Origin of the sequence: Pseudomonas sp. (assembly GCF_002796985.1) — a bacterium.
Lineage (GTDB): Bacteria > Pseudomonadota > Gammaproteobacteria > Pseudomonadales > Pseudomonadaceae > Pseudomonas.
The window spans coordinates 17,764-44,706 of record NZ_PEKX01000001.1; the positions used below are offsets into that span (position 1 = coordinate 17,764).

At 65.2% G+C, this 26,943-nt stretch carries 28 protein-coding genes; 14 read left to right on the plus strand and 14 right to left on the minus strand.

What is annotated here, in order from left to right; translation table 11 throughout:
• Window positions 1-17 precede the first annotated feature (17 nt).
• The 5 genes from CTR55_RS00090 to CTR55_RS00110 form a co-directional block, all read right to left on the minus strand.
• Window positions 18-371 carry a RidA family protein gene (locus CTR55_RS00090; protein WP_081515166.1) on the minus strand — a complete coding sequence of 118 codons (354 nt, stop codon included), beginning with the start codon at window positions 369-371 and terminating at the stop codon, window positions 18-20.
• Complete coding sequence (gene dadA / locus CTR55_RS00095) at window positions 346-1,641, minus strand: D-amino acid dehydrogenase (RefSeq protein WP_296283426.1); 1,296 nt, start codon at window positions 1,639-1,641, stop codon at window positions 346-348. Before dadA ends, CTR55_RS00090 begins: the two co-directional genes overlap by 26 nt.
• Before the next feature lie 360 nt (window positions 1,642-2,001).
• On the minus strand, window positions 2,002-2,346 hold the full coding sequence (locus tag CTR55_RS00100; protein WP_296283427.1) for a YdbL family protein: 345 nt from the start codon (window positions 2,344-2,346) through the stop codon (window positions 2,002-2,004).
• Between the two features lie 14 nt (window positions 2,347-2,360).
• Window positions 2,361-2,552, minus strand: a complete 192-nt coding sequence (locus CTR55_RS00105; RefSeq protein WP_296283428.1) for a YnbE family lipoprotein — start codon at window positions 2,550-2,552, stop codon at window positions 2,361-2,363.
• Window positions 2,553-2,569: 17 nt separating this feature from the next.
• On the minus strand, window positions 2,570-5,137 hold the full coding sequence (locus CTR55_RS00110) for a YdbH domain-containing protein (RefSeq protein WP_296283430.1): 2,568 nt from the start codon (window positions 5,135-5,137) through the stop codon (window positions 2,570-2,572).
• A gap of 172 nt (window positions 5,138-5,309) precedes the next feature.
• On the opposite strand from CTR55_RS00110, the gene dadR reads away from it, so the two are divergent.
• The 3 genes from dadR to CTR55_RS00125 all read left to right on the plus strand — a co-directional run bounded on the left by dadR (window position 5,310) and on the right by CTR55_RS00125 (window position 8,889).
• Window positions 5,310-5,798, plus strand: coding sequence for a transcriptional regulator DadR (gene dadR / locus CTR55_RS00115; protein ID WP_015479539.1), 489 nt, complete (start codon window positions 5,310-5,312; stop codon window positions 5,796-5,798).
• Window positions 5,799-5,947: 149 nt separating this feature from the next.
• Window positions 5,948-7,267 carry an FAD-binding oxidoreductase gene (locus CTR55_RS00120; protein ID WP_296283431.1) on the plus strand — a complete coding sequence of 440 codons (1,320 nt, stop codon included), beginning with the start codon at window positions 5,948-5,950 and terminating at the stop codon, window positions 7,265-7,267.
• Between the two features lie 68 nt (window positions 7,268-7,335).
• Window positions 7,336-8,889 carry a phospholipase D family protein gene (locus CTR55_RS00125; protein WP_296283432.1) on the plus strand — a complete coding sequence of 518 codons (1,554 nt, stop codon included), beginning with the start codon at window positions 7,336-7,338 and terminating at the stop codon, window positions 8,887-8,889.
• Here the strand turns inward: CTR55_RS00125 and CTR55_RS00130 are convergent.
• Both CTR55_RS00130 and CTR55_RS00135 read right to left on the minus strand, forming a co-directional pair.
• On the minus strand, window positions 8,886-10,055 hold the full coding sequence (locus tag CTR55_RS00130; RefSeq protein WP_296283433.1) for an MFS transporter: 1,170 nt from the start codon (window positions 10,053-10,055) through the stop codon (window positions 8,886-8,888). The genes CTR55_RS00125 and CTR55_RS00130 overlap by 4 nt on opposite strands.
• 157 nt (window positions 10,056-10,212) lie before the next feature.
• Window positions 10,213-11,706, minus strand: a complete 1,494-nt coding sequence (locus tag CTR55_RS00135) for an aldehyde dehydrogenase (protein ID WP_296283435.1) — start codon at window positions 11,704-11,706, stop codon at window positions 10,213-10,215.
• Window positions 11,707-12,006: 300 nt separating this feature from the next.
• On the opposite strand from CTR55_RS00135, the gene CTR55_RS00140 reads away from it, so the two are divergent.
• Window positions 12,007-12,369 (plus strand): cupin domain-containing protein, encoded by a 363-nt coding sequence (locus CTR55_RS00140; protein ID WP_296283436.1) that lies wholly within the window; start codon window positions 12,007-12,009, stop codon window positions 12,367-12,369.
• Window positions 12,370-12,498: 129 nt separating this feature from the next.
• Here the strand turns inward: CTR55_RS00140 and rpmG are convergent, their stop codons facing one another.
• The gene (gene rpmG / locus CTR55_RS00145; RefSeq protein WP_009614117.1) at window positions 12,499-12,654 is read right to left on the minus strand and encodes a 50S ribosomal protein L33; all 156 of its coding nucleotides are present in this window, start codon (window positions 12,652-12,654) and stop codon (window positions 12,499-12,501) included.
• Between the two features lie 12 nt (window positions 12,655-12,666).
• Window positions 12,667-12,903 (minus strand): 50S ribosomal protein L28, encoded by a 237-nt coding sequence (rpmB, locus tag CTR55_RS00150; RefSeq protein WP_184596581.1) that lies wholly within the window; start codon window positions 12,901-12,903, stop codon window positions 12,667-12,669.
• 366 nt (window positions 12,904-13,269) lie between these two features.
• Here rpmB and CTR55_RS00155 point away from each other — a divergent pair, with 366 nt between their 5' ends.
• Window positions 13,270-14,841, plus strand: a complete 1,572-nt coding sequence (locus CTR55_RS00155; RefSeq protein ID WP_296283439.1) for an ABC transporter substrate-binding protein — start codon at window positions 13,270-13,272, stop codon at window positions 14,839-14,841.
• A gap of 10 nt (window positions 14,842-14,851) precedes the next feature.
• On the opposite strand, the gene radC is transcribed toward CTR55_RS00155, so the two are convergent.
• Window positions 14,852-15,526, minus strand: a complete 675-nt coding sequence (gene radC / locus CTR55_RS00160; RefSeq protein ID WP_296283441.1) for a DNA repair protein RadC — start codon at window positions 15,524-15,526, stop codon at window positions 14,852-14,854.
• A 140-nt stretch (window positions 15,527-15,666) separates the two neighbouring features.
• On the opposite strand from radC, the gene coaBC reads away from it, so the two are divergent.
• The 5 genes from coaBC (at window position 15,667) to CTR55_RS00185 (ending at window position 21,485) form a co-directional block, all read left to right on the plus strand.
• Window positions 15,667-16,875, plus strand: coding sequence for a bifunctional phosphopantothenoylcysteine decarboxylase/phosphopantothenate--cysteine ligase CoaBC (gene coaBC / locus CTR55_RS00165; protein ID WP_296283442.1), 1,209 nt, complete (start codon window positions 15,667-15,669; stop codon window positions 16,873-16,875).
• 7 nt (window positions 16,876-16,882) lie between these two features.
• Complete coding sequence (gene dut / locus CTR55_RS00170) at window positions 16,883-17,338, plus strand: dUTP diphosphatase (RefSeq protein WP_296283444.1); 456 nt, start codon at window positions 16,883-16,885, stop codon at window positions 17,336-17,338.
• A gap of 40 nt (window positions 17,339-17,378) precedes the next feature.
• Window positions 17,379-20,000: a phosphomannomutase/phosphoglucomutase gene (locus CTR55_RS00175; RefSeq protein WP_296283446.1), complete on the plus strand. Its 2,622-nt coding sequence runs from the start codon at window positions 17,379-17,381 to the stop codon at window positions 19,998-20,000.
• Window positions 20,001-20,020: 20 nt separating this feature from the next.
• Window positions 20,021-20,926 carry an acetylglutamate kinase gene (gene argB / locus CTR55_RS00180; protein ID WP_296283448.1) on the plus strand — a complete coding sequence of 302 codons (906 nt, stop codon included), beginning with the start codon at window positions 20,021-20,023 and terminating at the stop codon, window positions 20,924-20,926.
• A gap of 112 nt (window positions 20,927-21,038) precedes the next feature.
• A complete protein-coding gene (locus tag CTR55_RS00185; protein ID WP_296283450.1) occupies window positions 21,039-21,485 on the plus strand; it encodes a thioesterase family protein in 447 nt (148 codons plus the stop codon).
• A gap of 15 nt (window positions 21,486-21,500) precedes the next feature.
• On the opposite strand, the gene CTR55_RS00190 is transcribed toward CTR55_RS00185, so the two are convergent.
• A complete protein-coding gene (locus CTR55_RS00190) occupies window positions 21,501-22,082 on the minus strand; it encodes a DUF4124 domain-containing protein (protein WP_296283451.1) in 582 nt (193 codons plus the stop codon).
• 56 nt (window positions 22,083-22,138) lie between these two features.
• Window positions 22,139-22,780 carry an orotate phosphoribosyltransferase gene (gene pyrE / locus CTR55_RS00195; RefSeq protein WP_296283452.1) on the minus strand — a complete coding sequence of 214 codons (642 nt, stop codon included), beginning with the start codon at window positions 22,778-22,780 and terminating at the stop codon, window positions 22,139-22,141.
• An 82-nt stretch (window positions 22,781-22,862) separates the two neighbouring features.
• On the opposite strand from pyrE, the gene CTR55_RS00200 reads away from it, so the two are divergent.
• Complete coding sequence (locus tag CTR55_RS00200; protein WP_296283453.1) at window positions 22,863-23,642, plus strand: exodeoxyribonuclease III; 780 nt, start codon at window positions 22,863-22,865, stop codon at window positions 23,640-23,642.
• A gap of 76 nt (window positions 23,643-23,718) precedes the next feature.
• Here CTR55_RS00200 and CTR55_RS00205 read toward each other — a convergent pair whose 3' ends face one another.
• Both CTR55_RS00205 and rph read right to left on the minus strand, forming a co-directional pair.
• Window positions 23,719-24,090: a DUF4870 domain-containing protein gene (locus CTR55_RS00205; protein WP_296283455.1), complete on the minus strand. Its 372-nt coding sequence runs from the start codon at window positions 24,088-24,090 to the stop codon at window positions 23,719-23,721.
• A gap of 47 nt (window positions 24,091-24,137) precedes the next feature.
• Window positions 24,138-24,857 (minus strand): ribonuclease PH, encoded by a 720-nt coding sequence (rph, locus tag CTR55_RS00210; protein ID WP_296283458.1) that lies wholly within the window; start codon window positions 24,855-24,857, stop codon window positions 24,138-24,140.
• A 166-nt stretch (window positions 24,858-25,023) separates the two neighbouring features.
• Between rph and CTR55_RS00215 the strand changes: the two genes are divergently transcribed.
• The 3 genes from CTR55_RS00215 (at window position 25,024) to rpoZ (ending at window position 26,912) form a co-directional block, all read left to right on the plus strand.
• Window positions 25,024-25,887, plus strand: a complete 864-nt coding sequence (locus tag CTR55_RS00215; RefSeq protein WP_296283460.1) for a YicC/YloC family endoribonuclease — start codon at window positions 25,024-25,026, stop codon at window positions 25,885-25,887.
• Between the two features lie 46 nt (window positions 25,888-25,933).
• The gene (gmk, locus tag CTR55_RS00220; RefSeq protein WP_296283462.1) at window positions 25,934-26,545 is read left to right on the plus strand and encodes a guanylate kinase; all 612 of its coding nucleotides are present in this window, start codon (window positions 25,934-25,936) and stop codon (window positions 26,543-26,545) included.
• Window positions 26,546-26,645: 100 nt separating this feature from the next.
• Window positions 26,646-26,912, plus strand: a complete 267-nt coding sequence (gene rpoZ, locus CTR55_RS00225) for a DNA-directed RNA polymerase subunit omega (protein ID WP_045217709.1) — start codon at window positions 26,646-26,648, stop codon at window positions 26,910-26,912.
• The last annotated feature ends 31 nt before the right edge of the window (window positions 26,913-26,943 follow it).

Below are 26,943 nucleotides of genomic sequence, written 5' to 3' on the forward strand. Positions count from 1 at the left end.
CGGGCCACGCAAAACGATCAGGGCAGTGCGGCGACGATGGAAACCTCGACGAGGATTTCCGGGTAGCACAGCGCCGCCTGGACGGTGGCGCGCGCCGGGGCGCAGCCCTGCGGGACCCACTGGTCCCAGACGCCGTTCATGCCGGCGAAGTCGGCGGCGACGTCCTTCAGGTAGATGGTCGCCGAGAGGACCCGCGACTTGTCGGTGCCAGCCTCTTCGAGCAGGCGCTCGACGCTGGCGAGGACTTCGCGGGTCTGTTGCTCGACACCGGCGGAGAGGTCGTCCGCCACCTGGCCGGCGAGGTACACCGTGCCGTTGTGGACGACGACCTGGCTCATCCGCTGGTTAGTGTGCAGGCGCAGGATGGCCATTCTGGACCTCCGAAGTGGAGCCGTAGCGGGAGATATCCAGGCCTTCGGTGCTGATCTGCGGGCTCTTCTTGGCCATCAGGTCGGCGAGGTAGCGGCCCGAGCCGCAAGCCATGGTCCAGCCCAGGGTGCCGTGGCCGGTATTGAGGAACAGGTTGCGGTAGCGGGTGCCGCCCACGATCGGGGTGCCGTCCGGGGTGGCCGGGCGCAGGCCGGTCCAGAACTCCGCCTGGCTGACGTCGCCGCCTTCCGGGTAGAGGTCGGTGGTGATCATTTCCAGGGTGGCGCGGCGACGCGGGTTCAGCGACAGGTCGAAGCCGGCGATTTCCGCCATGCCGCCGACGCGGATGCGCTGGTCGAAGCGGGTGATCGCGACCTTGTAGGTCTCGTCGAGGATGGTCGAGGTCGGCGCCATGTCCGGATTGGTGATCGGCACGGTCAGCGAGTAGCCCTTGAGCGGGTACACTGGGGCGTTGATGCCCAGCGGCTTGAGCATCTGCGGCGAGTAGCTGCCCAACGCCAGTACGTAGCGATCGGCGGTGACCAGTTGGCCATCGACCCACACACCGTTGATGCGGTCACCGGCGAAGTCCAGGCGCTGGATGTCCTGGCCGAAGCGGAACTCCACGCCCAGGGCCTTGGCCATCTCGGCCAGCTTGGTGGTGAACATCTGGCAGTCGCCGGTCTGGTCGTTGGGCAGGCGCAGGGCGCCGACCAGCTTGTCGGCGACCTTGGCGAGGGCCGGCTCGACGCGGGCGATACCGGCGCGGTCGAGCACCTCATAAGGAACGCCAGTGCTTTCCAGGACCGAGATGTCCTTGGCGGCGGCGTCGAGCTGGGCCTGGGTGCGGAACAGCTGGGTGGTGCCCAGGGAGCGGGATTCGTAGCCGATGCCGGTTTCGGCGCGCAGTTCGTCGAGGCAGTCACGGCTGTACTCGGACAGACGCACCATGCGCTCCTTGTTCACCGCGTAGCTCTTGGCGTTGCAGTTGCGCAGCATCTGCCACATCCAGGCGTACTGGAAGGGATCGCCGGTCATGCGGATGGCCAGGGGCGCGTGGGTCTGCAGCAGCCACTTCATGGCCTTGAGCGGGATACCCGGGGCAGCCCAGGGCGAGGCGTAGCCAGGGGACACCTGCCCTGCGTTGGCAAAGCTGGTTTCCAGGGCCGGGCCGGGCTGGCGGTCGACGACCACCACTTCGAAGCCGGCACGGGCGAGATAGTAAGCACTGGCGGTACCGATCACACCGCTGCCGAGCACCAGAACACGCATCTTTGCCTCCTACGTCGCGCCAGGGCGCGGACGTTTCTTATTCTGAACGTAGATGCGCGCAGTATAGGAAGTCAGGCTCAGCGATATTCACTGATTGCGATGCGGTATTTGACGAAAATTCCTGGCAAAAGGCGCTTTGGCGGAGGGACATTCACCAGTTTCAGGGCGCTTCCACCCAAGACCGAATGGTCGAGGATCTGGCGAATTTTTCACCAGATCCAGAGAAAATAACGAACAGCCAGGGGTTGGCCGGAACTTCTCGCGCCGGATCACTCCCTGACGGGAATTACCTGCTTGCGCAGCAACTCCCCGGACTCGCCACCAGAGGTGGCGGCGAGCAGGGAAATCCCCTTGGTCAGCTTATTTGCGCACCCATTGGCCGTTGACCTGCACGTACTGCCCCGATGGCGTACGTTCGATGGCCTTCTTGCCAGCCAGGGTCTCCACGTCTTTCAGCGTGGCGCCGCTCTGCCCGGCGACCTTCTGGTACTCGGCACGGCGCGCGGCGTTGATCTGCGCGGCGATATCGGCGGCCTCGCCGCCATTCTTCACGACACCCAGGTAGCCGTCGGCCTGCTCGCCGACCAACCCCTGGGACTTGGCGCCACCCAGCGCGGACATCGCCTGCTCCAGGCTCATGGCCATGACCGGCAGGCTCAGGCAGAGGGCAACCAGCGCGACGCCCAGTTTGCGGTGCAATCTCATGCAAAGGCTCCTTTTCAGAACAGGCCACTGTTCTCGTTGATGATGCCGTCGAGCGCCTTGTCGACCTTGATATAGATCTCGTGCTCGATCTTCACGTTGAGGTTGATGTTGATCGGCTCCTTGGGCGCCGCCAGCTGCACGGTAGGCGTGCAGCCCTGGGCGAGGCCGGCCAGGAGCAGTAGGGTGAACAGGGCGCGAAGGCGCATTTCAGGTCTCCTTGCGGTCATGGCGCAGCGGCCGGGTCGTTGCGCAGGCGGTCCTGCACGCGCTTGCGGATGGTGTCGCTGACCCGATCGCTCAGTTGCAGGCTGGTGAGCAGCTTGGGCACGTTCTCCTCCAGGTTGACGTTGAGATTGATCGGCCGCCCCTGCTCCAGTTCGGGGTTGCGCCCGCTCAGGCTCAGGGCGAGGAGCAGCTTGCCCGATTCAGCATAATCCACGCGGCTGCTCAACTTGTCGTAGCGAAAATCATCGATGGCCGTGGCCACCAGTTGCATCGCCGGGTTGCTCTGGCCCAGCGAGCGGATCTTCTCCGAACGGAACTGCAGCACGCCCGGCTCACGCGCGGCGATTTCACCATCGCGAATGACCAGCTTGCCGTCGTGCAGCCCCAGCGGCAGGTTGCCGTCGAGGATGCCGGTGCCGGTCAGCCCTTCCGCCGGGTAGGCCGCGAGGATCGCCTCCAGCGCCAGCCCTTCCAGCTTCAGTGTCAGACCCTGGCCGAGGGCGGAAAGATCCACAGCCCCCGCCGGCAGCCAGGCGCGTCCGCTGAACAAGTCGAGCTGCGCTTGCTGCCAGTCGACCCGCCCCGCCCGTGGCGCCGACAGCGAAGCCTTGTAATTGCCCTGCAGGGACAGCGGGCCGAGGGTCACGCCGGGATTGAGCGAGGCGACTTTCACCTGCGGCAGTTGCAGCTCCATCTGCGAGCCTTTCAGGACGAATTTCGCCTTCAGGTCGAGGCCATGCACCTCGCTACGGTCGTAGACGCCCTCCAGCCCGCTGCCGCGCAGGTTCAGGTCGAGACTCTGCGGCGCACCGCCCGGCGGCAGGCGCCAGTTCAGGTCGAGGCTGGCCTTGCCGTTGTTCAGGCTGAGCAGGCCCGGCCAGTCGCCCAGGGACTTTTCCAGCGGGTTGCCGGTGCGCAGGAAGAACTCCGGCTGGCGCGCGACCAGCGCAACGCCCTGCTTCACTGAGTTGTTCAGCTCGATTTCAGCGTTCAGCCCGCCGCTATTGAGCAGCCGGCCCTTGAACTGCTGGGCGTCGAGACTCGCCGCGAGGGTCCCCATGGCATTCCAGGACAGAGGTTTGACGTGGGGCTGGCGCAGCTCGCCCACGGCCAGTTTCAGCGGGGCGTTCAATTGCAGGGCGGCAGCCGGCGTGTCGCTGGCGTATCCCAGGCTCAGCGCGCCTTTACCCAGGGTGGCGGTGAGCTTGCTGGCCCGGAGGGACTGCGGACCGGCCAGCGCGCCGACCTGCACTTGCGCGCCATCGGCCAGGTTGAAACTCGCCGACTGCTGATCGACTCGGCCGTCGAAGCTCAGGTCGATGCGGCTGTTGTCGCCGCGCAGACCGACTATTTCCAGGTGAGGAATCTTGCCCTCCAGCCGCGAGTCGCTCAGTTGCAGCGCCAGCGGGGTCGCTTCCAGCAGGGCCACGCGGGAGCGCAAACGCAGGTCGGCGGCGCCCACGGCGCGCAGGTCGGCGCGGACGCTGCCCAGCTCTTCTTCCACTCCGGGCTCCAGGTGCAGGGTCAGGCGCGCCGGGCGCAGGCCGACCGGCAGCGCTTGCAGCCAGTCACCGTAGAGATCGGAAAGACGCAGGTCACCACTGACCACCGTGGGGCGCCAGCCGATATCGGTTGCGCTGGCGATCAGCCGCAGGTCGCCCTGCAGGTTGCCCACGCCCGGCAGCGGCCAGGGCTGCGGCAGTTGCAGGGCGAGATCGATGCTGCCGCGCCCGTCACGCAGGCTCGGCCAGTCCGGCCAGGCGGCGTTGCCGGCCAGATGGGTGTCCCAGCTCAGGCGCAAACGCCCGGCCTCGGGGATCGGCAGCGGCAGGTTCGGCGTCGGCAGCCACATGCCCAGCCAGTTGCGCACCGCTTGTACTGGCGGCACGGCGGGGGTGGCAATGTCGCCGTTGAGCTGGCGGCTGGCGGGCGCCCAGCTGGAATCCAGGGTGAGCAGTTGTTCGTTGTCGAGGAAGCTGTCCAGGTGCAGGCGCCACTGACCGTCGCCGGGTTGCAGCAGGCCGTTGAACGCGAGCTGCTGGCCGCCCTGGCGCAACTCGCCGCCCAGTGCCGCAGCGCCGCCCTGGATCTGCTGCCAGTGCGCGCTGCCATTAAGCGTGCAGCGTTGCTCGCGAGCGCAGGGCAATTCGAGGGCGACACGCTCGAGCGCCAGTCGACCGGGCAGTAGCGCCAGCCAGCGGTTGAGCTGGGCGATGTCCGGCAGCGTGGCGTCCTCTTCCGGCACGCCCTGCCCCGGCCACTGGCGCACGTCGATGCTGCCGGCTGCCAGCTCCTTCAGGCGCCAGCGACCGTCTTCATGCTCGGGCCAGCCGACGCGCAGGTCCTGCAGCTGGATCGCCAGCCGCGAGCCGTCCGGAGTCTGGCGCTGGATGGCCAGGCGCTGCAGCGTCAGGCCCTGGCGGGAAATGCCCAGCCCCTGCCACTGCTCGATACTGACCCCGGCGCTCGCCAGCAGGCGCGGAACCGTCAGCCACGCCGCGCCGACTACCATTGCCAGGAGCAGCAACAGCAGCAGGAGAACGGTGCGCAGGCGGGGAAACGACATGCGAAAACCTCTGGGGAAAGCGGCCGGCTTCGATCGGCAAGGACGAACCGTTGGCCTACAGGCTGGCCGCCCAGCACGGGAAGTTCAAGGGATGCCAGTGATATTCCCTGCACAACCGACTATATTGCCGACATTCCCCCAAAGCTCATTGCTCGACTTCAGAGTCCTTCCCATGAGAACCCAGCATCAAAGCCGCCGCGAACTGGACAAGATCGACCGCAACATCCTGCGCATCCTGCAGGAGGAAGGTCGCATCTCCTTCACCGAACTGGGCGAGCGCGTCGGCCTCTCCACCACGCCGTGCACCGAGCGCGTGCGCCGGCTGGAGCGCGAGGGGATCATCATGGGCTACAACGCCCGGCTGAACCCGCAGTACCTCAAGGCCAGCCTGCTGGTGTTCGTCGAGATCAGCCTGGACTACAAGTCCGGCGATACCTTCGAGGACTTCCGCCGCTCGGTGCTCAAGCTGCCTCACGTGCTGGAGTGCCACCTGGTGTCGGGCCACTTCGACTACCTGGTGAAGGCGCGCATCTCGGAAATGGCCTCCTACCGCAAGCTGCTGGGCGACATCCTGCTCAAGCTACCCCACGTGCGCGAATCCAAGAGTTACATCGTGATGGAAGAGGTGAAGGAAAGCCTCACCCTGCCCATCCCGGATTGAAAGCAGACGGATTCCCCGTCGTTCGCGGCAAGCCCCCCCGATTTATTTACAACTTCCTGGCGTTTTTTCCCGCACGGCTATTGGCTGCGCGGGAAGTCGGCGTTTATCCTGCGTAAAATTTTAACAACACAAAAATCAGGATATCGCACATGAACGCCCGCGTTCACCAGCCGGTGCACACCGACCGCCACGCCCCGTCCTATTACGCCGCGAGCGTCAATCGTCGGCTCGAAGCAGCGCCCCTGGCCGGCGAGGAAAAGGCCGACGTGTGCGTCATCGGCGGTGGTTTCTCCGGGTTGAACACGGCCATCGAACTGGCCGAGCGCGGTCTCTCGGTGATCCTGCTGGAAGCCCATCAGATCGGCTGGGGCGCCAGCGGCCGCAACGGCGGTCAGTTGATCCGTGGGGTCGGCCACGGCCTGGAGCAGTTCGAGCCGGTGATCGGCAAGGACGGCGTCCATGCGCTGAAGCTGATGGGCCTGGAGGCGGTGGAGATCGTTCGCCGCCGCGTCGAGCAGTACTCCATCGACTGCGACCTGACCTGGGGCTACTGCGACCTGGCCAACAAGCCGGCCGACGTCGAAGGCTTCCAGGAAGATTTCGACGAACTGAAAAGCCTCGGCTACCGCCACGAACTGCGCATGATCCCGCAGGAGCAGATGCGCTCCATCGTCGGCTCCGACCTCTATGTCGGCGGTATGGTGGACTTGGGCTCGGGCCACCTGCACCCGCTCAACCTCGCCCTCGGCGAAGCCGCCGCGGCGCAGAGCCTGGGCGTGAAGCTGTTCGAGAACTCTGCCGTCACCGCCATCGATTACGGCAGCGAAGTCCGCGTGCGCACCGCCAAGGGCAGCGTACGCGCCAAGTCCCTGGTGATCGCCTGCAACGCCTACCAGAACGACCTGAACCACTATCTCGATGGCAAGGTACTGCCCGCCGGCAGCTACGTGATCGCCACCGAGCCACTCTCCGCCGAGCAAGCCCACGCCCTGCTACCGCAGAACATGGCCGTGTGCGACCAACGAGTGGCGCTGGATTACTACCGGCTGTCCGCCGACAACCGCCTGCTGTTCGGCGGCGCCTGCCATTACTCCGGCCGCGACCCGGCGGATATCGCCGCCTACATGCGACCGAAGATGCTCAAGGTGTTCCCGCACCTGGCCAACGTGCGCATCGACTACCAGTGGGGCGGCATGATCGGCATCGGCGCCAACCGCCTGCCCCAGATCGGCCGCCTGCCCGACCAGCCGAACGTGTACTTCGCCCAGGCCTACGCCGGGCACGGGGTGAACGCCACGCACCTGGCCGGCAAGCTGCTCGCCGAGGCCATCGCCGGTCAGCAGGGTAGCGGCTTCGAGCTGTTCGCCAAGGTGCCGCACATCACCTTCCCCGGCGGCAAGCTGCTGCGCTCGCCGCTGCTGGCCTTAGGGATGGCCTGGTATCGCTTCAAGGAAACCCTCGGCGGCTGACCGCCAGCGCGATCCGCGGCTAGAATCTTCCGCAGCCCGTCATCGGCGGGCTCGTCGGAGACTCCTCTTTGCTTCCTCGCCTGATCCTGCTGATCCTGCTGGCCCTGGGTGGCTGCGCCAGCGCGCCAGCGCCCGAGCCCTCGCACGTTCTGCCAGTGCAAGGCACCCGGCTGGACAACCAGATCAGCGAGCGCGCCGCAGCCCATCCCGGCCAGTCCGGCTTCCACCTGCTGGCCTCCAGCGTCGACGCCTTCCTCGCTCGCGCCGAGCTGATCCGCAAGGCCCAGCGCAGCCTCGACGTCCAGTACTACATCGTCCACGACGGCCTCACCACCCGTGCCCTGATCCGCGAGCTGGTGCACGCGGCGGATCGCGGCGTGCGTGTGCGCATCCTCATCGACGACACCAGCAGCGACGGCTGGGACTACGAGCTGGGCACCCTCGCCGCCCACCCGAACATCCAGGTGCGCCTGTTCAACCCGCTGCACCTGGGGCGCAGCACCGGCTTCACGCGCAACATGGGGCGGCTGTTCAACCTCTCCGAACAGCACCGGCGGATGCACAACAAGCTGCTGCTGGCGGACAACAGCGTGGCCATCGTCGGTGGCCGCAACCTGGGCGACGAGTACTTCGATGCCAAGGCCGAGATGAACTTCCGCGATCTCGACCTGATGGGCGTCGGCCCGGTGGCGCAGTCGCTGGGCCAGAGCTTCGACCAGTACTGGAACAGCCGCATCAGCCGGCCCATCGAAGACTACCTGTGGAGCGAGCCGGACCTCGCTGAGCTCAACCACTTGCGCCGCAAGCTGGATCGTTACCTGGCCAAGGAGCGGGTCAAGAGCTCGGGCTATATCGCCCGACTGAACCGCAACAGCGACCGTCCGCATCTGCAGAACTGGCTGGACAGTCTGGTCTGGGCGCCAGGCAAGGCCGTCTGGGACACCCCGCTGAAAGTCCTCGACCAGGGCGACCCGAAGGGCGAACAGCTGCTCAGCACCCAGCTGCAGCCGCTGTTCGACGGGGTGTCGAAGGAACTGATCCTGGTCTCGGCGTACTTCGTGCCGACCAGCGCCGGCGTCGAGTACCTGACCCAGCGCGCCGACCGCGGCGTCAGCGTGCGCCTGCTGACCAACTCGCTCGAAGCAACCGACGTGCCCGCCGTGCACGCCGGCTATGCGCCCTATCGGCGGGAACTGCTGGAGCACGGCGTGAAGCTCTACGAGCTGCGCGCCGACCCGGACCAGCGCCTGCCTGGCGCACCGTGGATGGTGGGGGGGTCGAGCAGCGCCAGCCTGCACAGCAAGGCGGTGGTGTTCGACCAGCGGAAGGTGTTCGTCGGCTCGCTGAACTTCGATCCACGTTCGGTGCTGTGGAATACCGAGGTCGGCATTATCGTCGACAGCCCGGAACTGGCCGACCAGGTGCGCCGGCTGGTACTGGCCAGTATGTCGCCGAACGTCAGCTACCAGGTGAAGATCAAGCCGAACAGCGAGCCACCGAAGCTGGTCTGGATCGAGGAGCGCAACGGCCACCTGGTGGCGCTGGAGCGTGAACCGGGCAACGCCTGGCGCCGACTCAACGCGTGGATCGCCGGCGCCATCGGGCTGGAGAAGATGCTCTAGGGGCGCTCCTGCTGCAGCTCCTCGTCGGTCGTCTGCATCACCGGCGGCAAGCCCCGGTAGGACACCAGCACCACGAACCCGGCGGCACCGAGCGCCATCACCAGCGGCAGCGCATGGCCGCTGATCCACTGGCTGGCCGCACCCGTGGCCAGCGGGCCGATCAGGCAACCGATACCCCACAGTTGGGCGATGTGCGAGTTGGCGCGGACCAGCGCGTCGTCGCGGTAGCGCTCGCCAATGAGGATCAACGATAGGGTGAACAGCCCGCCCGCGCTGGCGCCGAACAGCACAAGCACCGGCCAGATGGCGCTGTGGTGCAGCAGTGGCGGCATGGCCAGGCTGCTGAGGAACAGCACGATGCCGCAGCCCTTGAACAGCGTCTGCCGGGAGATGCGGTCGGCCAGCCAGCCGATGGGAAGTTGCAGCAGCGCATCGCCAACGACCACGGTGCTGACCATCGCCAGCGCCACCGCCTGGGTGAAGCCCTGCTGGATGCCGTAGACCGGAAGCAAGGTGAGGATCATTGCCTCGAAGCCGGCGAACAGCACCACCGCCCAGGCGATTGCCGGCAACTGCGCGCAGAAGGCGAACAGCCCGCGCCCGTTGGCGCTGTGCGGGTCGACCCTGGGTGCACCAGTACGGCCCAGTAGCAGCATGGAACCGCCCACCAACAGGCAGACACTGAACCAGAAGCCACGGTTATCGGCGGTACCGATGAAGGTCAGCAGCACCGGGCCGGACAGCTGGCTCAGCGCATAACCGGTGCCATACAGGGCGACCAGGCGGCCGCGCCATTTCTCGATGGCCAACTGGTTGATCCAACTCTCACCGAGGATGAACACCACGGTCAGCTGCACGCCGATCAGCAGGCGCAGGATCAGCCAGATCGGGTAGCTCTGCAGCAGCGCCAACAGGCCGACCGAGAAGGCTCCTGAGATCAGGCAAATGCGCATCAACAGTGGCGTGCCGACCCGCGCGGCGAGACGGCCGGCAATCATCGCGCCCAGCAACACGCCCACGGCAGGCGTGGACGCCATGACGCCGATGGCGAAGTTGCCGTAACCCCAGCCTTCCAGGCGCAGCGAGACCAGCGGCATGGTCAGGCCAAGGGCGAGGCCGATGCTGATCACGGCCGCACAAACAGCGAAATACGGACCCCAACGCATTGTCTTTCTCCCGTTCCATCCGGAGCGCACGCCAGGCGCGAGGGTGCCCGATGCGCAATGCACAGCGGCCAGGCTTCCCTGAGGGAAACCCGGCCGCGGGTGTGGCTCTTGGTCAGAGCCGGCCCCTGACTCGGGGCCGACCTGCTTCAGCCGAGGATCAGAGTTTGATCCAGGTAGCCTTCAGTTCGGTGTACTTGTCGAACGCATGCAGCGACTTGTCGCGGCCGTTGCCCGACTGCTTGAAGCCACCGAACGGAGCGGTCATATCGCCGCCGTCGTACTGGTTTACCCACACGCTGCCGGCGCGCAGCGCCTTGGCGGTCAGGTGAGCCTTGGACAGATCGCTGGTCCACACCGCAGCGGCGAGGCCGTACGGGGTGTCGTTGGCGATGCGCACGGCTTCTTCGGCATCGGTGAACTCGATGACCGACAGCACCGGGCCGAAGATCTCTTCACGGGCGATGCGCATGGCGTTGGTCACGCCGTCGAAGATGGTCGGCTCAACGTAGGTGCCGCCGGTCTCTTCCAGGGTGCGCTTGCCGCCGGCCACCAGCTTGGCGCCGTCGTCGTGGCCAGCCTGGATGTAGCTCAGCACGTTGTTCATCTGGGTGGTGTCGACCAGCGCACCGACGTTGGTTTCCGGGTCCAGCGGGTTGCCCGGCTTCCAGGCCTTGATGGCTTCGACGACCATCGGCACGAACTCAGCCTTGATCGACTTCTCCACCAGCAGGCGCGAGCCGGCGGTGCAGACTTCTCCCTGGTTGAAGGCGATGGCGCTGGCGGCGGCTTCGGCGGCGGCTTTCAGGTCCGGGGCGTCAGCGAAGACGATGTTCGGGCTCTTGCCACCGGCTTCCAGCCAGACGCGCTTCATGTTGGATTCGCCGGCGTAGACCATCAGCTGCTTGGCGATCTTGGTCGAACCGGTGAACACCAGGGTGTCGACGTCCATGTGCAGGGCCAGGGCCTTGCCCACGGTGTGGCCGAAGCCCGGCAGGACGTTGAACACGCCTTTCGGGATACCGGCCTCGATGGCCAGCTGGGCGACGCGGATACCGGTCAGCGGGGACTTTTCGGAAGGCTTGAGGATCACCGAGTTACCGGTGGTCAGGGCCGGGCCGAGTTTCCAGCAGGACATCAGCAGGGGGAAGTTCCACGGCACGATGGCGGCAACCACACCGACCGGCTCGCGGGTCACCAGACCCAGCTCGTTGTGCGGGGTAGCGGCGACTTCGTCGTAGATCTTGTCGATGGCCTCGGCGCTCCAGCGCAGGCTGTTGGCCGCACCGGAGACGTCGACGTTCAGCGAGTCGCTGATCGGCTTGCCCATGTCGAGGGTTTCCAGCAGGGCCAGTTCCTCGGCGTTCTCCAGCAGCAGCTCGGAGAAGCGGATCATGACCTTCTTGCGCTTGGCCGGAGCCATGCGCGACCAGACGCCGGAATCGAAGGTGGCACGGGCAACCTGCACGGCACGTTCGGCATCGGCCAGGTCGCAGCTGGCAACCTTGGCCAGGAAGCGGCCATCCACAGGGCTGAGGCAATCGAAGGTGGCGCCGGATGCGGCGTCGACGTATTCACCGTTGACGAAGGCGCGGCCTTCGATCTTCAGATCCTTGGCGCGAGCTTCCCAATCGGCGCGAGTGAGGGTACCCATGACAACGTGTCCTCTTATTAATGTACTTATCAGGTACAGGCGCCCGACGGGCGCACTGTCAAATATTCCGCAAGGCGGAGCAAACGCATGCTGTTGGCCACCCTAAACCGGAGGCAGCCGATTTTCAATATTTTTTACACTAAGCGGCCAAATAGCCTTGTCACGTTCGTTTTATTAAACATAGACTGCCCTGATTCGTCGGCTGATGGTTTTCCGACAGCCGCGTCGGAGTAAATATCCAACAGCGCTGCGCGTGCCCGCACGCACTCTCGCCAACAACTCTAAAGAACCGAGACCGCCATGAACGTCGAGCAGATCGTCGATTTCGCCCAGGCCACCACCGCCCCCGAACACTACCGCCCCGCCCCGGACCGCATCATCAAGGGTGACCCGGCACAGAGCGTTCGCAACCACTACGCCAGCGAGTGTGGCCAGTTCAACGTGGGCATCTGGGAAGGCGAGCCGGGCCACTGGAATGTCAGCTACACCGAGCACGAGTACTGCGAGATTCTCCAGGGCGTATCGGTGATTCGTGATGCCAACGGCGGTGCCAAGACCGTGCGCGTCGGCGACCGCTTCGTGATCCCGGCCGGCTTCAGCGGCACCTGGGAAGTGCTGGAGCCCTGCCGCAAGGTCTACGTGATCTTCGAACAGAAGGCCTGATCACCCAGGCATGAAAAAGCCCGCCAATTGGCGGGCTTTTTTTCGCCTCGGCGATCGTCAGAACGAAAAGCCGCAGGCAAGAAAAAACCCGCCACGGAGGGCGGGTTTCTTCACAAGGGCGAAGATCAATTACTTGATCTTGGCTTCCTTGTAGATCACGTGCTTGCGAACAACCGGATCGAATTTCTTGATCTCGATTTTCTCAGGCTTGGTGCGCTTGTTCTTGTCGGTGGTGTAGAAGTGGCCGGTACCGGCGCTGGACACCAAACGGATCAGTTCACGCATGACTGCAGCTCCTTAGAATTTTTCGCCGCGGGCGCGCAGGTCGTTCAGAACGGCCTCGATGCCACGCTTGTCGATGATACGCATACCTTTAGCGGAAACGCGCAGACGCACGAAACGCTTCTCGGCTTCTACCCAGAAACGGTGGTGCTGCAGGTTCGGCAGGAAACGGCGACGGGTTTTGTTGTGTGCGTGGGAAATGTTATTCCCGGTAACCGGACCCTTACCGGTCACTTGGCAAACTCTCGACATGGCTCAGCCCTCTATAAACCACATGCCAAACCCGGCATGGGTTGGCTGCTTAACTCAATAGGATTCTCAGTTTCACCGAGGTCTTAACTGCCGCTTCGCCGCGATCGAGTCGCAGGATCAGAGCAGGGCCCCAGAAAAGAGCGCAGCTTTATATCAGAAAGACACTTCCCGCTGCAAGGGAAAGCATGGCTCGGAAAACCCGACGCCAGCCCCCGCGGGCCGTGGCACTGGTGCCGTTCGTCGCCTGTCATCGTTGTGACAGACGACGGCTTGGTCTAGGGTAGCTCCTTCGAGGCTGCCAACAGCCTTGCATGACCCCGCCCAGCCGCACGGATGGGCATCTTGCCAGCTCACACGGAGTCCGTCATGCGTCTTGCCCTTCTCGCCCTCCTTCTTTCCCCTGCCCTCGCCAGCGCCGCTTCGCTGAGCGTGTGCACCGAAGCCAGCCCCGAGGGCTTCGACGTGGTCCAGTACAACTCGCTGACCACCACCAATGCCTCGGCCGACGCGCTGATGAACCGCCTGGTGGATTTCGACGCCGCGCGCGGCGAAGTGGTGCCGAGCCTGGCCGAGAGCTGGAAGGTCTCCGACGACGGCCTGACCTATGACTTCCAGCTGCGCGACGGCGTGGCCTTCCATCACACCGATTACTTCAAGCCGAGCCGCACGCTGGCCGCCGACGACGTGGTGTTCAGCTTCCAGCGCATGCTCGACCCGGCCCAACCCTGGCACAAGGTCGCGCAGAGCGGCTTCCCCCACGCCCAGTCGATGCAGCTGCCGAGCCTGGTCAAGGCCGTGGAGAAGGTCGATGAGCACCACGTGCGCTTCAGCCTCAACCACCCGGACGCCACCTTCCTGGCCATGCTCAGCATGGGCTTCGCCTCCATCTACTCCGCCGAATACGCCGACCAGCTGATGAAGGCCGGCACCCCGGAGAAGCTCAACGCCCAACCGATCGGCACCGGCCCCTTCGTCTTCAAGCGCTTCCAGAAGGACGCCGTGGTGCGCTACGCCGCCAATGCCACGTACTTTGGCGGCAAGCCGGCTGTGGATAACCTGGTGTTCGCCATCACCCCGGACGCCAGCGTGCGCCTGCAGAAGCTCAAGCGCGGGGAGTGCCAGATCGCCCTGTCGCCCAAGCCGCTGGACGTCGAAGCGGCGCAGAAAAGCGCCGATCTCAAGGTTGAGCAGACCCCGGCCTTCATGACCGCCTTCGTCGGCATCAACAGCCAGCACCCACCGCTGGACAACCCCAAGGTACGCCAGGCGATCAACCTCGCCTTCGACAAGGGCACCTACCTCAAGAGCGTGTTCGCCGGCAGCGCCATCGCCGCCGATGGCGTCTACCCGCCCAACACCTGGAGCTATGCCAAGGATATCCCCGGCTACCCTCGCGACCTGGACAAGGCCCGTGCGCTGCTGGCCGAAGCCGGGCACCAGGACGGCTTCAAGACCACTATCTGGACCCGCCCGGCCGGCAGCCTGCTCAACCCCAACCCCAGCGTCGGCGCGCAACTGCTGCAGGCGGACCTGGCGCAGATCGGCATCCAGGCCGAGATCCGCGTCATCGAGTGGGGCGAACTGATCCGCCGCGCCAAGGCCGGCGAGCATGACCTGCTGTTCATGGGCTGGGCCGGCGACAACGGCGATCCGGACAACTTCCTCACCCCGCAATTCTCCTGCGCCAGCGTCAAATCCGGGCTCAACTTCGCGCGCTACTGCGACGCCAAGCTCGACGGCCTGATCAGCCAGGGCAAGGCGGTGGCCGACCAGGCCAAGCGCAGCGCGCTGTACCACCAGGCCCAGCAGATCATCCACGAGCAGGCGCTGTGGCTGCCGCTGGCGCACCCGACCGCCTCGGTGCTGACCCGCCAGAACGTCAAGGGCTACACGGTGAGTCCGTTTGGCCGCCAGGACTTCTCGAAGGTGCAGTTCTAGCGGGCAACCGCTAGAGCATCCCCAACTCAGCCATGGATTGCGGCTCGCCATCGCCGACGATGAAGTGATCGAGCACGCGCACGTCGATCAGCGCCAGTGCATCGATGATGCGCCGGGTCAGCAGCCGATCGGAGCTGCTCGGCTCGGCGATTCCCGAGGGGTGGTTGTGGGTCAGGATCAGCGCCGCCGCGTTATGCGCCAGGGCGCGCTTGACGATCTGCCGCGGGTAGACGCTGGCGCTGTCGATGGAGCCGCGGAACAGCACCTCGAAGCCCAGCACCCGATGGCGGTTGTCCATGAACAGGCAGGCGAAAACCTCGTGAGGCTCGTGGCGCAGGCGGGCCTTGAGGAAGTCCCGCACGGCCTGCGGGCTCTCCAGCGCCGAGGCGCGGCTGATCTGCTCGGCGAGGTGGCGGCGGGCAATCTCCAGCACGGCCTGTAGCTGCACGAACTTCGCCACCCCGAGCCCCAGATGGCTGCAGAACGAATCCAGGTCGGCCTCCAGCAGCGCGCGCAAGCTGCCGAACTCGCTCAGCAAGCGTCGCGCCAGATCGACGGCGCTGCAGCCAACCACACCCGTGCGTAGAAAGATGGCCAGTAATTCGGCGTCGCTCAGGCTCGCCGCTCCCCTTTCGAGGAGTTTCTCCCGCGGGCGCTCCGCCGCAGGCCAGTCACGAATACTCAAGGGACCTCCCCGTCAGGCCGCCCGCTGTTCCCCTGCGGGCGCTGTGCTATCTTAGCCCCCTCGCTACGCGCAGCCGGAGGCCTGGGGAGGCGTCGCCGGCTTCAGCGCGCGTCATCCATTTCCGTATTTAAGGCTGACCTATGCAGCGGCTCTATCGTAAACGCATCGTTCTGGGCGTCGGCGGCGGTATCGCCGCCTACAAGAGCGCCGAACTGGTCCGCCGGTTGCGCGACCAGGGGGCCGAGGTGCGTGTCGTGATGACCCAGGGCGGCCGCGAGTTCATCACCCCCCTCACGCTCCAGGCGCTATCCGGCCATCCGGTGCACCTGGACCTGCTCGATCCCGCCGCCGAAGCGGCCATGGGCCACATCGAGCTGGCCCGCTGGGCCGACCTGGTGCTGATCGCCCCCGCCACCGCCGACCTCATGGCGCGCCTGGCCCAGGGCGTGGCCAACGATCTGCTGACCACCCTGGTGCTCGCCACCGACGCCCAGGTTGCCCTCGCTCCGGCGATGAACCAGGCCATGTGGCGCGACCCCGCCACCCAGGTGAATGCCGAGCTGCTGCGTTCGCGCGGCCTGCACTTCTTCGGCCCCGCCGCCGGCAGCCAGGCCTGCGGCGATGTCGGCCCGGGGCGCATGCTCGAGGCCGATGATCTGGCACAGCGGGCCGCCGACTGCTTCGAGTTCAAGGCACTGACCGGCCAGCACATCCTGATCACCGCCGGCCCGACCCAGGAAAACATCGACCCGGTGCGCTACATCACCAACCACAGCTCCGGGAAGATGGGCTTTGCCCTGGCCGAGGCCGCCGCCGAAGCCGGCGCCCGCGTGACCCTGGTGACCGGCCCGGTGCATCTGCCGACCCCGGACCGGGTGAGCCGCGTCGACGTGGTCAGCGCCCGCGACATGCTCGCCGCGTGCGAGGCAGCGATGCCGGCGGACATCCTGATCGCCTCCGCCGCCGTGGCCGACTACCGCCCGGAACTGGTCGCCACGCAGAAACTCAAGAAAGACCCCACCAAGGGTGACGGGCTGCTCTTGCAGCTGGTGCGCAATCCCGACATTCTCGCCACCCTCTCGCTGCGCGACGACCGCCCATTCAGCGTCGGCTTCGCCGCCGAGACCGAGAACCTGCTCGACTACGCCTCGCGCAAGCTCAAGGACAAGAATCTCGACCTGATCGTCGCCAATGACGTCGCCAACCCGTCCATCGGCTTCAATAGCGAAGAGAACGCCATCACGGTCATCGACCGTGAATTGCACAAGACTGCGTTCGCCCAGACCAGCAAGGGCAAGATCGCCCGCCAGCTGATCGCCTTTATCGCCGAACGCATCAATCAACACTGAGAACTCAATGCACTCCCTGCAAGCCAAGATCCTCGACCCCCGCCTGGGCAACGACTTCCCGCTGCCACAGTACGCCACCCCAGGTTCCGCCGGCCTCGACCTGCGCGCCATGCTCAAGGAGGATTGCGTCCTCGAGCCGGGCCAGACCGTACTGATCCCCACCGGCCTGTCCATCTACGTCGCCGATCCGGGTCTGGCCGCACTGATCCTTCCGCGCTCGGGCCTGGGCCACAAGCATGGCATCGTGCTGGGCAACCTGGTCGGGCTGATCGACTCGGACTACCAGGGGGAGCTGATGGTTTCGTGCTGGAACCGTGGCCAGACGGCCTTCAAGATCGCCATTGGCGAGCGCATTGCCCAACTGGTGCTGGTACCGGTGGTGCAGGCGCACTTCGAGCTGGTCGAGGCCTTCGACGAGAGCCAGCGCGGTGCCGGCGGCTTCGGACACTCCGGCAGCCATTGACCCTTCCCTTTTTCAGGATGAATCGCCGAGGAGACGTTGCATGAAACTTTTCCAACGCACCGCCAAGGACAGCGACGAACTGCCGGAACTCGTGCCGGCGGAGAAGTCCGTCAAAGGACCGGCTGCCAAGGTCGACCTCAAACCGCTGCTGCCCGCCATCGTAATCACCGTGGGCGGCGTGGTGGCGGCAGGTGCGCTGCTGTGGTTCAGCCTGTTCGGCCAGGCCGACAAGACTCACGTCACCCAGCTGAGCAGCGCCTGGTCGGAAAGCCAGGCCGGCGCATTGCGCCAGAGTCTGAACCTGCTGGCGGCGGACGGCCGCAGCATGGCGGGCGACCCGCTGCTGCTGCCAACCCTGCAGAGCAATGATCCGACGCGCATCGCCGCGCTGGAGAAAGCACTGACACAGGGCCATCTGGACGGACTGGTAGACGTTCACCTCAACGCCAACGGCCAGGCCGTGCAGGACGCCGCCCGCCCCGGCCCGCTGAACTACGCCGCGCTGGACATGCTGCACCGTGTCGAAAGCGGCCAGGCCGTAGCGCCGGAGGCCTATAAGGTCGGCACCCGCTGGCTGGTCTACAGCCCGACCGCCCTGCGTGCCGCAGACAACTCCATCCAGGGCTCGCTGCTGCTGGTGGTGGACCTGCAGCGCCTGCTCGGCACCCTGCCACCGATGTCCGCCGACCTCGGCCAGCTGCAGCTGTCCCAGCAGTTTGGCAATTCCCCGGCGCAACTCCTGCTGCAACGCGGCCAAGCGGGTGACGCCGCGGTGATGGAGCTGCCCAGCGGCAACCCGAACTGGAAGCTGAGCTTCACCCCCGGCCCGACCATCACCGATCCGCTTTACTCGCCCGCCCTGCTGGGCATCGCCGCACTGCTGGCACTGGTGGGCGGCCTGCTCGGCCTTTATCTTGCGCAAAGTGCGATGCAGCGCCGCGTCAGCAAGGATGCCCAGGCCCTGGGCCAGTTCATTCAGGAACTCGCCGGCCAACGCACTGCCAAAGCACCTGAGCTGAGCCTGCCGAGCCTGCAGGCACTGGCCCAGGCATTGGCTCGCCAGCCACGCCGCAAGACCGAAACACCCAGTGCCAGCGCCCCCGCGCCAGCAGCTCTCGCTCAGCCTGCCCCGGCTGCCGCCGCTGCCAACGTCCCGGTCGCTGCCACCGAAACGCCATTGGTCGATCCGCTATTCCAGAACACCGACATTCTGGACATCGACATTCTTGATGAAGACCAGGATCTCCTGGGATTGGAGCAACCCCCCGCTATGAGCACGCCAAAAGCCCCGCAACTGCCCGCCAGCATCTTCCGCGCCTACGACATCCGCGGCGTGGTGGGTGACACCCTGACCACCGAGACCGCCTACTGGGTCGGCCGTGCAATCGGTTCCGAAAGCCTGGCGCGCGGCGAGCCGTGCGTCTCCGTGGGGCGCGACGGGCGCCTGTCCGGTCCCGAACTGGTCCAGCACCTCATCCAGGGCCTGCTCGACTGCGGTTGCCAGGTCACCGACGTCGGCATGGTGCCGACCCCGGTGCTGTACTACGCGGCCAACGTCCTGGAAGGCAAGTCGGGCGTGATGCTCACCGGCAGCCACAACCCGCCGGACTACAACGGTTTCAAGATCGTCGTCGCCGGCGAGACCCTGGCCAACGAACAGATCCAGGCCCTGCGCGAGCGCATCCAGAATGGCGACCTCGCTTCCGGCGTGGGCAGCGTGCAGCAGGTCGACATTCTGCCGCGCTACTTCCAGCAGATCCGCGATGACATCGCCCTGGCCAAGCCGCTGAAAGTGGTGGTGGACTGCGGCAACGGCGTGGCCGGCGTGATCGCCCCGCAACTGATCGAAGCCCTGGGCTGCACCGTGATTCCGCTGTACTGCGACGTTGACGGCACCTTCCCCAACCACCACCCGGACCCGGGCAAGCCCGAGAACCTGGAAGACCTGATCGCCAAGGTCAAAGAGACCGGCGCCGACCTCGGCCTGGCCTTCGACGGCGACGGCGACCGCGTGGGCGTGGTGACCAACGAAGGCACCATCATCTACCCAGACCGTCTGCTGATGCTGTTCGCCAAGGACGTGGTCTCGCGCAACCCTGGCGCCGACATCATCTTCGACGTCAAATGCACCCGCCGCCTGATCTCGCTGATCAGCGGCTACGGCGGCCGTCCGGTGATGTGGAAGACCGGCCACTCGCTGATCAAGAAGAAAATGAAGGAAACCGGCGCCCTGCTCGCTGGCGAGATGAGCGGCCATATCTTCTTCAAGGAACGCTGGTACGGTTTCGACGACGGCATCTACAGCGCCGCGCGCCTGCTGGAAATCATCAGCCTGGACAAGCGCGACGCCGAACGCGTGTTCTCCGCGTTCCCGATGGACATCTCCACCCCGGAGATCAACATCACCGTCACCGACGAGGGCAAGTTCGCCCTGATCGAGGCGCTGCAGGCCCGTGGCCAGTGGGGTGAAGCCAACCTCACCACCCTCGACGGCGTGCGCGTGGATTACCCCAAAGGCTGGGGCCTGGTACGCGCATCCAACACCACACCGGTGCTGGTACTGCGTTTCGAGGCGGACACCCAGGAAGAACTGGAACGCATCAAGGACGTGTTCCGCACCCAGCTGAAAGCGGTCGCCCCCGCCCTCAGCCTGCCCTTTTGACCTCTATGCCGGAGCCCACCATGACCCAGAGCCGCGATGACGCCGCCCAGGTTGCCCGCGTCCTTGCCGAAGCCCTGCCCTACATCCGCCGTTTCGTTGGCAAGACGCTGGTGATCAAGTACGGCGGCAACGCCATGGAGACGGACGAGCTGAAGAACAGCTTCGCCCGCGACGTGGTGCTGATGAAGGCCGTCGGCATCAACCCGGTGGTGGTCCATGGTGGTGGTCCGCAGATCGGCGACCTGCTCAGCCGCCTGTCGATCGAAAGCCACTTCATCGATGGCATGCGCGTCACCGACGCGCAGACCATGGATGTGGTGGAAATGGTTCTCGGCGGCCAGGTGAACAAGGACATCGTCAACCTGATCAACCGCCATGGCGGCAGCGCCATCGGCCTGACCGGCAAGGACGCGGAACTGATCCGTGCGAAGAAGCTCACCGTCACCCGCCAGACGCCGGAGATGACCAAGCCGGAAATCATCGACATCGGCCATGTGGGCGAAGTCACCGGGGTCAACGTCGACCTGCTGAACATGCTGGTGCAGGGAGACTTCATCCCGGTCATCGCGCCAATCGGCGTGGGTGCCAACGGTGAGTCCTACAACATCAACGCCGACCTGGTGGCCGGCAAGGTGGCCGAGGCGCTGAAGGCCGAGAAGCTGATGCTGCTCACCAACATCGCCGGGCTGATGGACAAGCAGGGTGAAGTCCTCACCGGCCTGACCACCGAGCAGGTCAACGAGCTGATCGCCGACGGCACTATCTACGGCGGCATGCTGCCGAAGATCCGCTGCGCCCTCGAGGCGGTGCAAGGCGGCGTGACCAGCGCGCACATCATCGATGGTCGCGTGCCCAACGCCGTGCTGCTGGAGATCTTCACCGACAGCGGTGTCGGTACGCTGATCACCAACCGCAAGTCGCGCTGATCAAAACGATGACACCCGCCAGGAGCGATCCTCGCGGGTGTTTTTTTGCCTGCTCGAAACGGCGTCAGCCTCATGGACATCCCGCCTCGAACAGGCCTTCAGGAGCTTCCGCATGGCCGCATCCCCGGTTTCCCGCAACGACTTCAGCTTTTTCCACGGCCTGCGCGTGCGCTGGTCGGAAGTCGACCCACAGGGCATCGTCTTCAACGGCAATTACCTCACTTACGCTGATGTCGCCACCACCGAGTACTACCGCCACCTGGGCGTGAGCTACCCGGCCGACTTGCTGCGCGGCGGCGGCGATCTGTTCGCGGTGAAGACCACCCTGGAATACCTGGCGCCAGCGCGCTTCGACGACTGGCTGGAAATGGGCGTGCGCGTCAGCCGACTCGGCCGCAGCAGCCTGACCTTCCAGGTGTCGATCTGGTGTGATGAAACCCTGCTGACGCTGGGTGAGCTGATCTACGCCTACGCCGACGAAGATCGGACAAGCCAGCCCTTGCCGGACTGGCTGCGCGGAAAGATCAACGAATTCGAGCGCATCTCGCCGCAACAGTAAGCAGCGAAGGTAGGCTCAGTCGCCCACCAGTTGAGCGACGCGGGCGCGGTCCTCGCCAAAGCTGCTCACGGCCTGCGTGCGCATCTGCTGATAGCGGGCTATGTCGTGTAGCAGGCGCTGTTCGTCACCGCGCAGGTTGCCCAACTGCGCCACCAGATCGGCCGGCACCGGGCGCCCGGCGCGCTCCTGGTCGGCGGCGCGGGCCTGCAGGCTGGCCTGCTGCGTCTTCAACGACTGCAGGTTGCCCTTGGCTACGCTGGTCAGCCCATCGAGCTCGGCCAGCTTGCGGTCGCGGGCACGGTCAACGTCTTCCACGCTGGTGTACATGCGCATCAGTTGCTGATCGGAACTGGCGCGGGCGGCCTCCGCCTTGCGCTGCTCGATCTCGGCGGCAGTCGGCGCCGGCGGTACCTCGCGGATCACCCGGCCCTGGTCGTTGAGCACCTGGTAACCCTTGCCGATGTACTGCGACGGCACACCCAGGCGGTCGATGACGGTGATGCCCTTGTCATTGACGTAGCGGTACATCTCCACCTGACCGCCCGCCTGACCGGCAGCCGCCACCTGGCCTGCGAGCATGGCTCCCAGAAGCCCCATCAACACCCTGTTACGGAAAGCACCCTGCTTGGCCATGCCCGACACCCTGGTTGCGGTTAGATACCGTACTGCGCGCGATACGCCTCGACCGCCGACAGATGTTGCTTGAGCTGCCCGTCGCCGGCCAGATACTCCAGCACCTGCTCCAGCGAGACAATGCTGACGACCGGAATCGAAAAGTCCCGCTCAACCTCCTGGATCGCCGACAGCTCGCCCTTGCCGCGCTCCTGGCGGTTCAGCGCGATCAGCACGCCAGCGGCCTGAGCGCCCTGGGCGTCGATGATCTGCATGACCTCGCGGATCGCGGTACCGGCGGTGATCACGTCATCGATGATCAGCGCCCGCCCCGTCAGCGGTGCGCCAACCAGCGTGCCACCTTCGCCGTGGTCCTTGGCTTCCTTGCGGTTGAAGCACCAGGGCAGGTCGCGCCCATGCTGTTCAGCCAGCGCAATGGCTGTAGCGGCCGCCAGCGGGATTCCTTTATAGGCCGGGCCGAACAACACGTCGAAAGGTATACCGCTGTCGACCACTGCGCTGGCGTAGAAACGACCCAACTGGGACAGCGCAACGCCGGTATTGAACAGACCGGCATTGAAGAAGTACGGGCTGGTACGCCCGGACTTCAGGGTGAACTCGCCGAAGCGAAGAACGCCGCGCTCGATGGCGAAGCGGATGAAATCGCGTTGATATGCGTGCATGGGGAAAGGACCGGCCGGTATGAATTTAGCTAAACCGTTTGAGCTCGGGTATCATACACACACGTGATTTTGGGGGCCATTTATGCGGATCATCAGTGTGAACGTGAATGGTATTCAGGCTGCAGCCGAGCGTGGATTGCTCAGTTGGCTGCAAGCCCAGAATGCCGACGTGATCTGCTTGCAGGATACCCGCGCCTCCGCTTTCGATCTGGATGACCCGTCCTACCAACTGGATGGCTACTTCCTGTACGCCTGCGATGCCGAAGTGCCCAGTCAGGGCGGCGTCGCAATCTATAGTCGTCTGCAACCCAAGGCTGTCATAAGCGGCCTGGGTTTCGAGATGGCCGATCGTTACGGGCGCTACCTGCAAGCCGATTTCGATAAGGTGAGTATCGCCACTCTCCTGCTGCCTACCGGGCAGGAAGGGGACGAGAACCTGAACCACAAGTTCAAGTTCATGGACGATTTCGCCCAGTACATGAACAAGCAGCGCCGCAAGCGCCGCGAATACATCTATTGCGGCTCGCTCTACGTCGCGCACCAGAAACTGGACGTGAAGAACTGGCGCGAATGCCAGCAGAACCCCGGTTTCATGGCGCCGGAGCGTGGCTGGATGGATGAGATCTTCGGCACCATGGGTTATGTCGACGCCCTGCGCGAGGTCAACCGCGAAGGCGACCAGTACAGCTGGTGGCCGGAAAGCGAACAGGCCGAGTTGCTCAACCTGGGCTGGCGTTTCGACTACCAGATCCTCACACCGGGTCTGCGTCGCTTCGTGCGCAGCGCCAAGCTGCCGCGCCAGCCGCGCTTCTCCCAGCATGCGCCGCTGATCGTGGACTACGACTGGACGCTGAGCATCTGAGTCGTGTCGCGCCGTCAAACGGCGGACAGAAAAAAGCCGGCTTCGCGCCGGCTTTTTCGTGCCTGGGGTTCGTCGCTTACTTGATCGGGCGCCAGGTGAAGGGATAGCGGTAATCCAGCCCTTCATTGGCCTTGATCCCGGCGATGATGGTGAGCACCAGCGCGCCGATGCTCACCAGCCCCAGCAGGAAGAAGCCGATCACCACCAGCATCAGCAGGAAGCTGACCACCACGGCGAGGCTCACAGTGATCTGGAAGTTCAGCGCTTCCTTGCCCTGGCGGTCCACGAACGGGTCCGATTCACGCTTGATCTGCCAGACGATCAGCGGCCCGAGCAGATTGCCGAAGGGGAAGATGAACCCGAGGAAGGCGGCGAAGTGACAGAACATCGCCCACTGCCGGGCCTCCCGGCTCGGCTGAACCTGTTGTACCGGTACTTCGTCGCTCATCCTGTCGCTCCTTGCCTTTCAATATCCAGCGGGCGCCGCCCGTCAGGTCACTCGGCCAGCGCGGCGCGTTGCAGTTCGAACAGCTCTTGCAGGCCTTTCTGGGCCAGCTCCAGCATGGCATTGAGTTCCGCTGGCTGGAAGGGCGCGCCCTCGGCAGTGCCCTGGACTTCGATGAAACCGCCGGCATCGGTCATGACCACGTTCAGGTCGGTTTCGGCGGCAGAATCTTCCAGGTAGTCCAGGTCCAGCACCGGCTCGCCCTGGTACATGCCCACGGAAACGGCGGCGACCATCTGCTTGAGCGGGTTACCTTTCAGCGCGCCGCGCTTCTTCAGCACGGCCAGCGCGTCGATCACGGCCACGGTGGCGCCGGTGATGGAGGCGGTGCGGGTGCCACCGTCGGCCTGAATCACATCGCAATCGATGTACAGGGTGTTCTCACCCAGCTTGGAGAGGTCAAGGGCGGCGCGCAGCGAGCGGCCGATCAGGCGCTGGATTTCCAGGGTGCGGCCACCCTGCTTGCCGCGCGCGGCTTCACGCTGGTTACGCTCACCGGTGGAACGCGGCAGCATGCCGTATTCGGCGGTCAGCCAACCCTGGCCCTGGCCCTTGAGGAAGCGCGGCACACCGGCTTCGGCGCTGACGGTGCAGATCACCTTGGTGTCGCCGAACTCGACCAGCACGGAGCCCTCGGCGTGCTTGGTGTAATGGCGGGTGATACGGATCGGGCGCAGTTGGTCGGCGGCGCGGCCACTGGGACGGTTCATGGAGGCATCCTGTACAGATTGCTGGCGGGTGAATGTCCGCCATTATAGAGGCCAGCGGACGGGCGCAACCACCGCCGGCGTGCGGCTGCGCGCTACGCTGGGGTACAATTACCGGTTTCCGACGACCTGTCGGCCGTTTTCCGAATCCTTTCAGAGAGGTGACCCCATGGTCCACAGCATGACCGCCTTCGCCCGCGTCGAGCGCGCCAGCACCCATGGAACCCTCAGTTGGGAGCTGCGTTCGGTCAACCACCGCTACCTCGAGCCCAACCTGCGCCTGCCCGAAGCCTTCCGCGACCTCGAAGGCGCGGTACGCGAGGCGCTGCGCCAGGGCCTGTCGCGCGGCAAGGTGGAATGCACCCTGCGCTTCAATGAGGAAAACGCCGGCAAACCACTGCAAGTCGACCGTGAGCGCGCCGCGCAGTTGGTCGCCGCCGCCGAGACCGTCGCCGGCCTGATCCAGCAGCCCGCCCCGCTCGACCCGCTGGCCGTGCTGGCCTGGCCGGGCGTGCTGGTAGGCGACGCCGCCGACCCGCAGGCGCTCAACGCCAGCGCCCTGGCCGCCTTCACCCAGGCACTGGATGAACTCAAGGCCGGCCGGGCCCGCGAAGGCGCCGATCTGGCGAAGATCATCGAAGAACGCCTGACTGCCATGCAGGAAGACGTGGCGAACCTGCGCCATCTGGTGCCGGAAATGCTCGCCAACCAGCGGCAGAAAGTGCTCGACCGCTTCACCGAGATGAAAGCCGAGCTCGACCCGCAGCGCCTGGAGCAGGAAATGGTTCTGCTGGCGCAGAAGAGCGACGTCGCCGAAGAGCTGGACCGCCTGACCACCCACGTCACCGAGGTGCGCCGCGTGCTCAAGGCCGGCGGCGCCGCCGGCCGACGCCTGGACTTCCTGATGCAGGAACTCAACCGCGAAGCCAACACCCTGGGTTCGAAGGCGTTCGACCCGCGCTCCACCCAGGCGGCGGTCAACCTCAAGGTACTGATCGAGCAGATGCGCGAACAGGTCCAGAATATCGAGTAAGCCGGAGATTTCCGGCCCCAATCCACCGCAACTCCAGGAAAGCGCCATGTCCGGCACCCTGTACATCGTTTCCGCGCCGTCGGGCGCCGGCAAGACCAGCCTGGTCAAGGCCCTGCTCGACGCCATGCCCAGCGTGCGCGTCTCCGTCTCCCACACCACCCGCGGCATGCGTCCGGGCGAAGTGGACGGGGTGAACTACCACTTCGTTGGCCACGACACCTTCAGGGCCATGCTCGAGCGCGACGAATTCCTCGAGCACGCGCAGGTCTTCGACAACCTCTACGGCACCTCCCAGCGCTGGGTCGAGAAGACCCTCGCCGAAGGCAACGACCTGATCCTGGAGATCGACTGGCAGGGCGCGCAGCAGGTGCGCCGGCTGATGCCCCAGGCGCAGTCGATCTTCATCCTGCCGCCGACCCAGGAAGCCCTGCGCCAGCGCCTGACCAACCGTGGCCAGGACAGCGACGAAGTGATTGAGCGGCGCATGCAGGAAGCCGTCAGCGAAATGAGCCACTATGTGGAATACGATCACCTGGTGATCAACGACGATTTCGCCCACGCGCTGGAAGACCTCAAGGCGATCTTCCGCGCCCGCCAGCTGCGCCAGGATGCCCAGCAGCAGCGCCACACCGAGCTGCTGCAACGCCTGCTGGCCTGAAGTCGCCGAGAGAAGGCACTTCCATAAAGATTGGCGATTTTTTAGACTATCCAGTCCGCCCGGCATTTTCCGGGCCTACATTTTAGTAACGAGGAACACCATGGCCCGCGTCACCGTTGAAGACTGCCTGGACAACGTCGATAACCGTTTCGAGCTGGTCATGCTCGCCACCAAGCGTTCGCGTCAGCTGGCCACCGGCGGCAAAGAGCCGAAGGTACCGTGGGAAAACGACAAGCCCACCGTCGTCGCCCTGCGCGAAATCGCTTCCGGTCTGATCGACAACGAAATCGTTCTGCTGGAGGACGTGGTTGAAGAAGAACCGCTGTTCGCTGCCTTCGAAGACGAGGCCAACAACGAGGCCCTGTAAGTCGATGTCCGGCCGACGAATCGGTACACCA

Excerpts from the sequence above, each read along its gene's own strand:
- CTR55_RS00090 (WP_081515166.1), bottom strand. The coding sequence starts at position 371 with ATGGCCATCCTGCGCCTGCACACTAACCAGCGGATGAGCCAGGTCGTC.
- dadA (WP_296283426.1), bottom strand. The coding sequence starts at position 1,641 with ATGCGTGTTCTGGTGCTCGGCAGCGGTGTGATCGGTACCGCCAGTGCT.
- CTR55_RS00100 (WP_296283427.1), bottom strand. The coding sequence starts at position 2,346 with ATGAGATTGCACCGCAAACTGGGCGTCGCGCTGGTTGCCCTCTGCCTG.
- CTR55_RS00105 (WP_296283428.1), bottom strand. The coding sequence starts at position 2,552 with ATGCGCCTTCGCGCCCTGTTCACCCTACTGCTCCTGGCCGGCCTCGCC.
- CTR55_RS00110 (WP_296283430.1), bottom strand. The coding sequence starts at position 5,137 with ATGTCGTTTCCCCGCCTGCGCACCGTTCTCCTGCTGCTGTTGCTGCTC.
- dadR (WP_015479539.1), top strand. The coding sequence starts at position 5,310 with ATGAGAACCCAGCATCAAAGCCGCCGCGAACTGGACAAGATCGACCGC.
- CTR55_RS00120 (WP_296283431.1), top strand. The coding sequence starts at position 5,948 with ATGAACGCCCGCGTTCACCAGCCGGTGCACACCGACCGCCACGCCCCG.
- CTR55_RS00130 (WP_296283433.1), bottom strand. The coding sequence starts at position 10,055 with ATGCGTTGGGGTCCGTATTTCGCTGTTTGTGCGGCCGTGATCAGCATC.
- CTR55_RS00135 (WP_296283435.1), bottom strand. The coding sequence starts at position 11,706 with ATGGGTACCCTCACTCGCGCCGATTGGGAAGCTCGCGCCAAGGATCTG.
- CTR55_RS00140 (WP_296283436.1), top strand. The coding sequence starts at position 12,007 with ATGAACGTCGAGCAGATCGTCGATTTCGCCCAGGCCACCACCGCCCCC.
- rpmG (WP_009614117.1), bottom strand. The coding sequence starts at position 12,654 with ATGCGTGAACTGATCCGTTTGGTGTCCAGCGCCGGTACCGGCCACTTC.
- rpmB (WP_184596581.1), bottom strand. The coding sequence starts at position 12,903 with ATGTCGAGAGTTTGCCAAGTGACCGGTAAGGGTCCGGTTACCGGGAAT.
- CTR55_RS00155 (WP_296283439.1), top strand. The coding sequence starts at position 13,270 with ATGCGTCTTGCCCTTCTCGCCCTCCTTCTTTCCCCTGCCCTCGCCAGC.
- coaBC (WP_296283442.1), top strand. The coding sequence starts at position 15,667 with ATGCAGCGGCTCTATCGTAAACGCATCGTTCTGGGCGTCGGCGGCGGT.
- dut (WP_296283444.1), top strand. The coding sequence starts at position 16,883 with ATGCACTCCCTGCAAGCCAAGATCCTCGACCCCCGCCTGGGCAACGAC.
- CTR55_RS00175 (WP_296283446.1), top strand. The coding sequence starts at position 17,379 with ATGAAACTTTTCCAACGCACCGCCAAGGACAGCGACGAACTGCCGGAA.
- argB (WP_296283448.1), top strand. The coding sequence starts at position 20,021 with ATGACCCAGAGCCGCGATGACGCCGCCCAGGTTGCCCGCGTCCTTGCC.
- CTR55_RS00185 (WP_296283450.1), top strand. The coding sequence starts at position 21,039 with ATGGCCGCATCCCCGGTTTCCCGCAACGACTTCAGCTTTTTCCACGGC.
- CTR55_RS00190 (WP_296283451.1), bottom strand. The coding sequence starts at position 22,082 with ATGGGGCTTCTGGGAGCCATGCTCGCAGGCCAGGTGGCGGCTGCCGGT.
- pyrE (WP_296283452.1), bottom strand. The coding sequence starts at position 22,780 with ATGCACGCATATCAACGCGATTTCATCCGCTTCGCCATCGAGCGCGGC.
- CTR55_RS00200 (WP_296283453.1), top strand. The coding sequence starts at position 22,863 with ATGCGGATCATCAGTGTGAACGTGAATGGTATTCAGGCTGCAGCCGAG.
- CTR55_RS00205 (WP_296283455.1), bottom strand. The coding sequence starts at position 24,090 with ATGAGCGACGAAGTACCGGTACAACAGGTTCAGCCGAGCCGGGAGGCC.
- rph (WP_296283458.1), bottom strand. The coding sequence starts at position 24,857 with ATGAACCGTCCCAGTGGCCGCGCCGCCGACCAACTGCGCCCGATCCGT.
- CTR55_RS00215 (WP_296283460.1), top strand. The coding sequence starts at position 25,024 with ATGGTCCACAGCATGACCGCCTTCGCCCGCGTCGAGCGCGCCAGCACC.
- gmk (WP_296283462.1), top strand. The coding sequence starts at position 25,934 with ATGTCCGGCACCCTGTACATCGTTTCCGCGCCGTCGGGCGCCGGCAAG.
- rpoZ (WP_045217709.1), top strand. The coding sequence starts at position 26,646 with ATGGCCCGCGTCACCGTTGAAGACTGCCTGGACAACGTCGATAACCGT.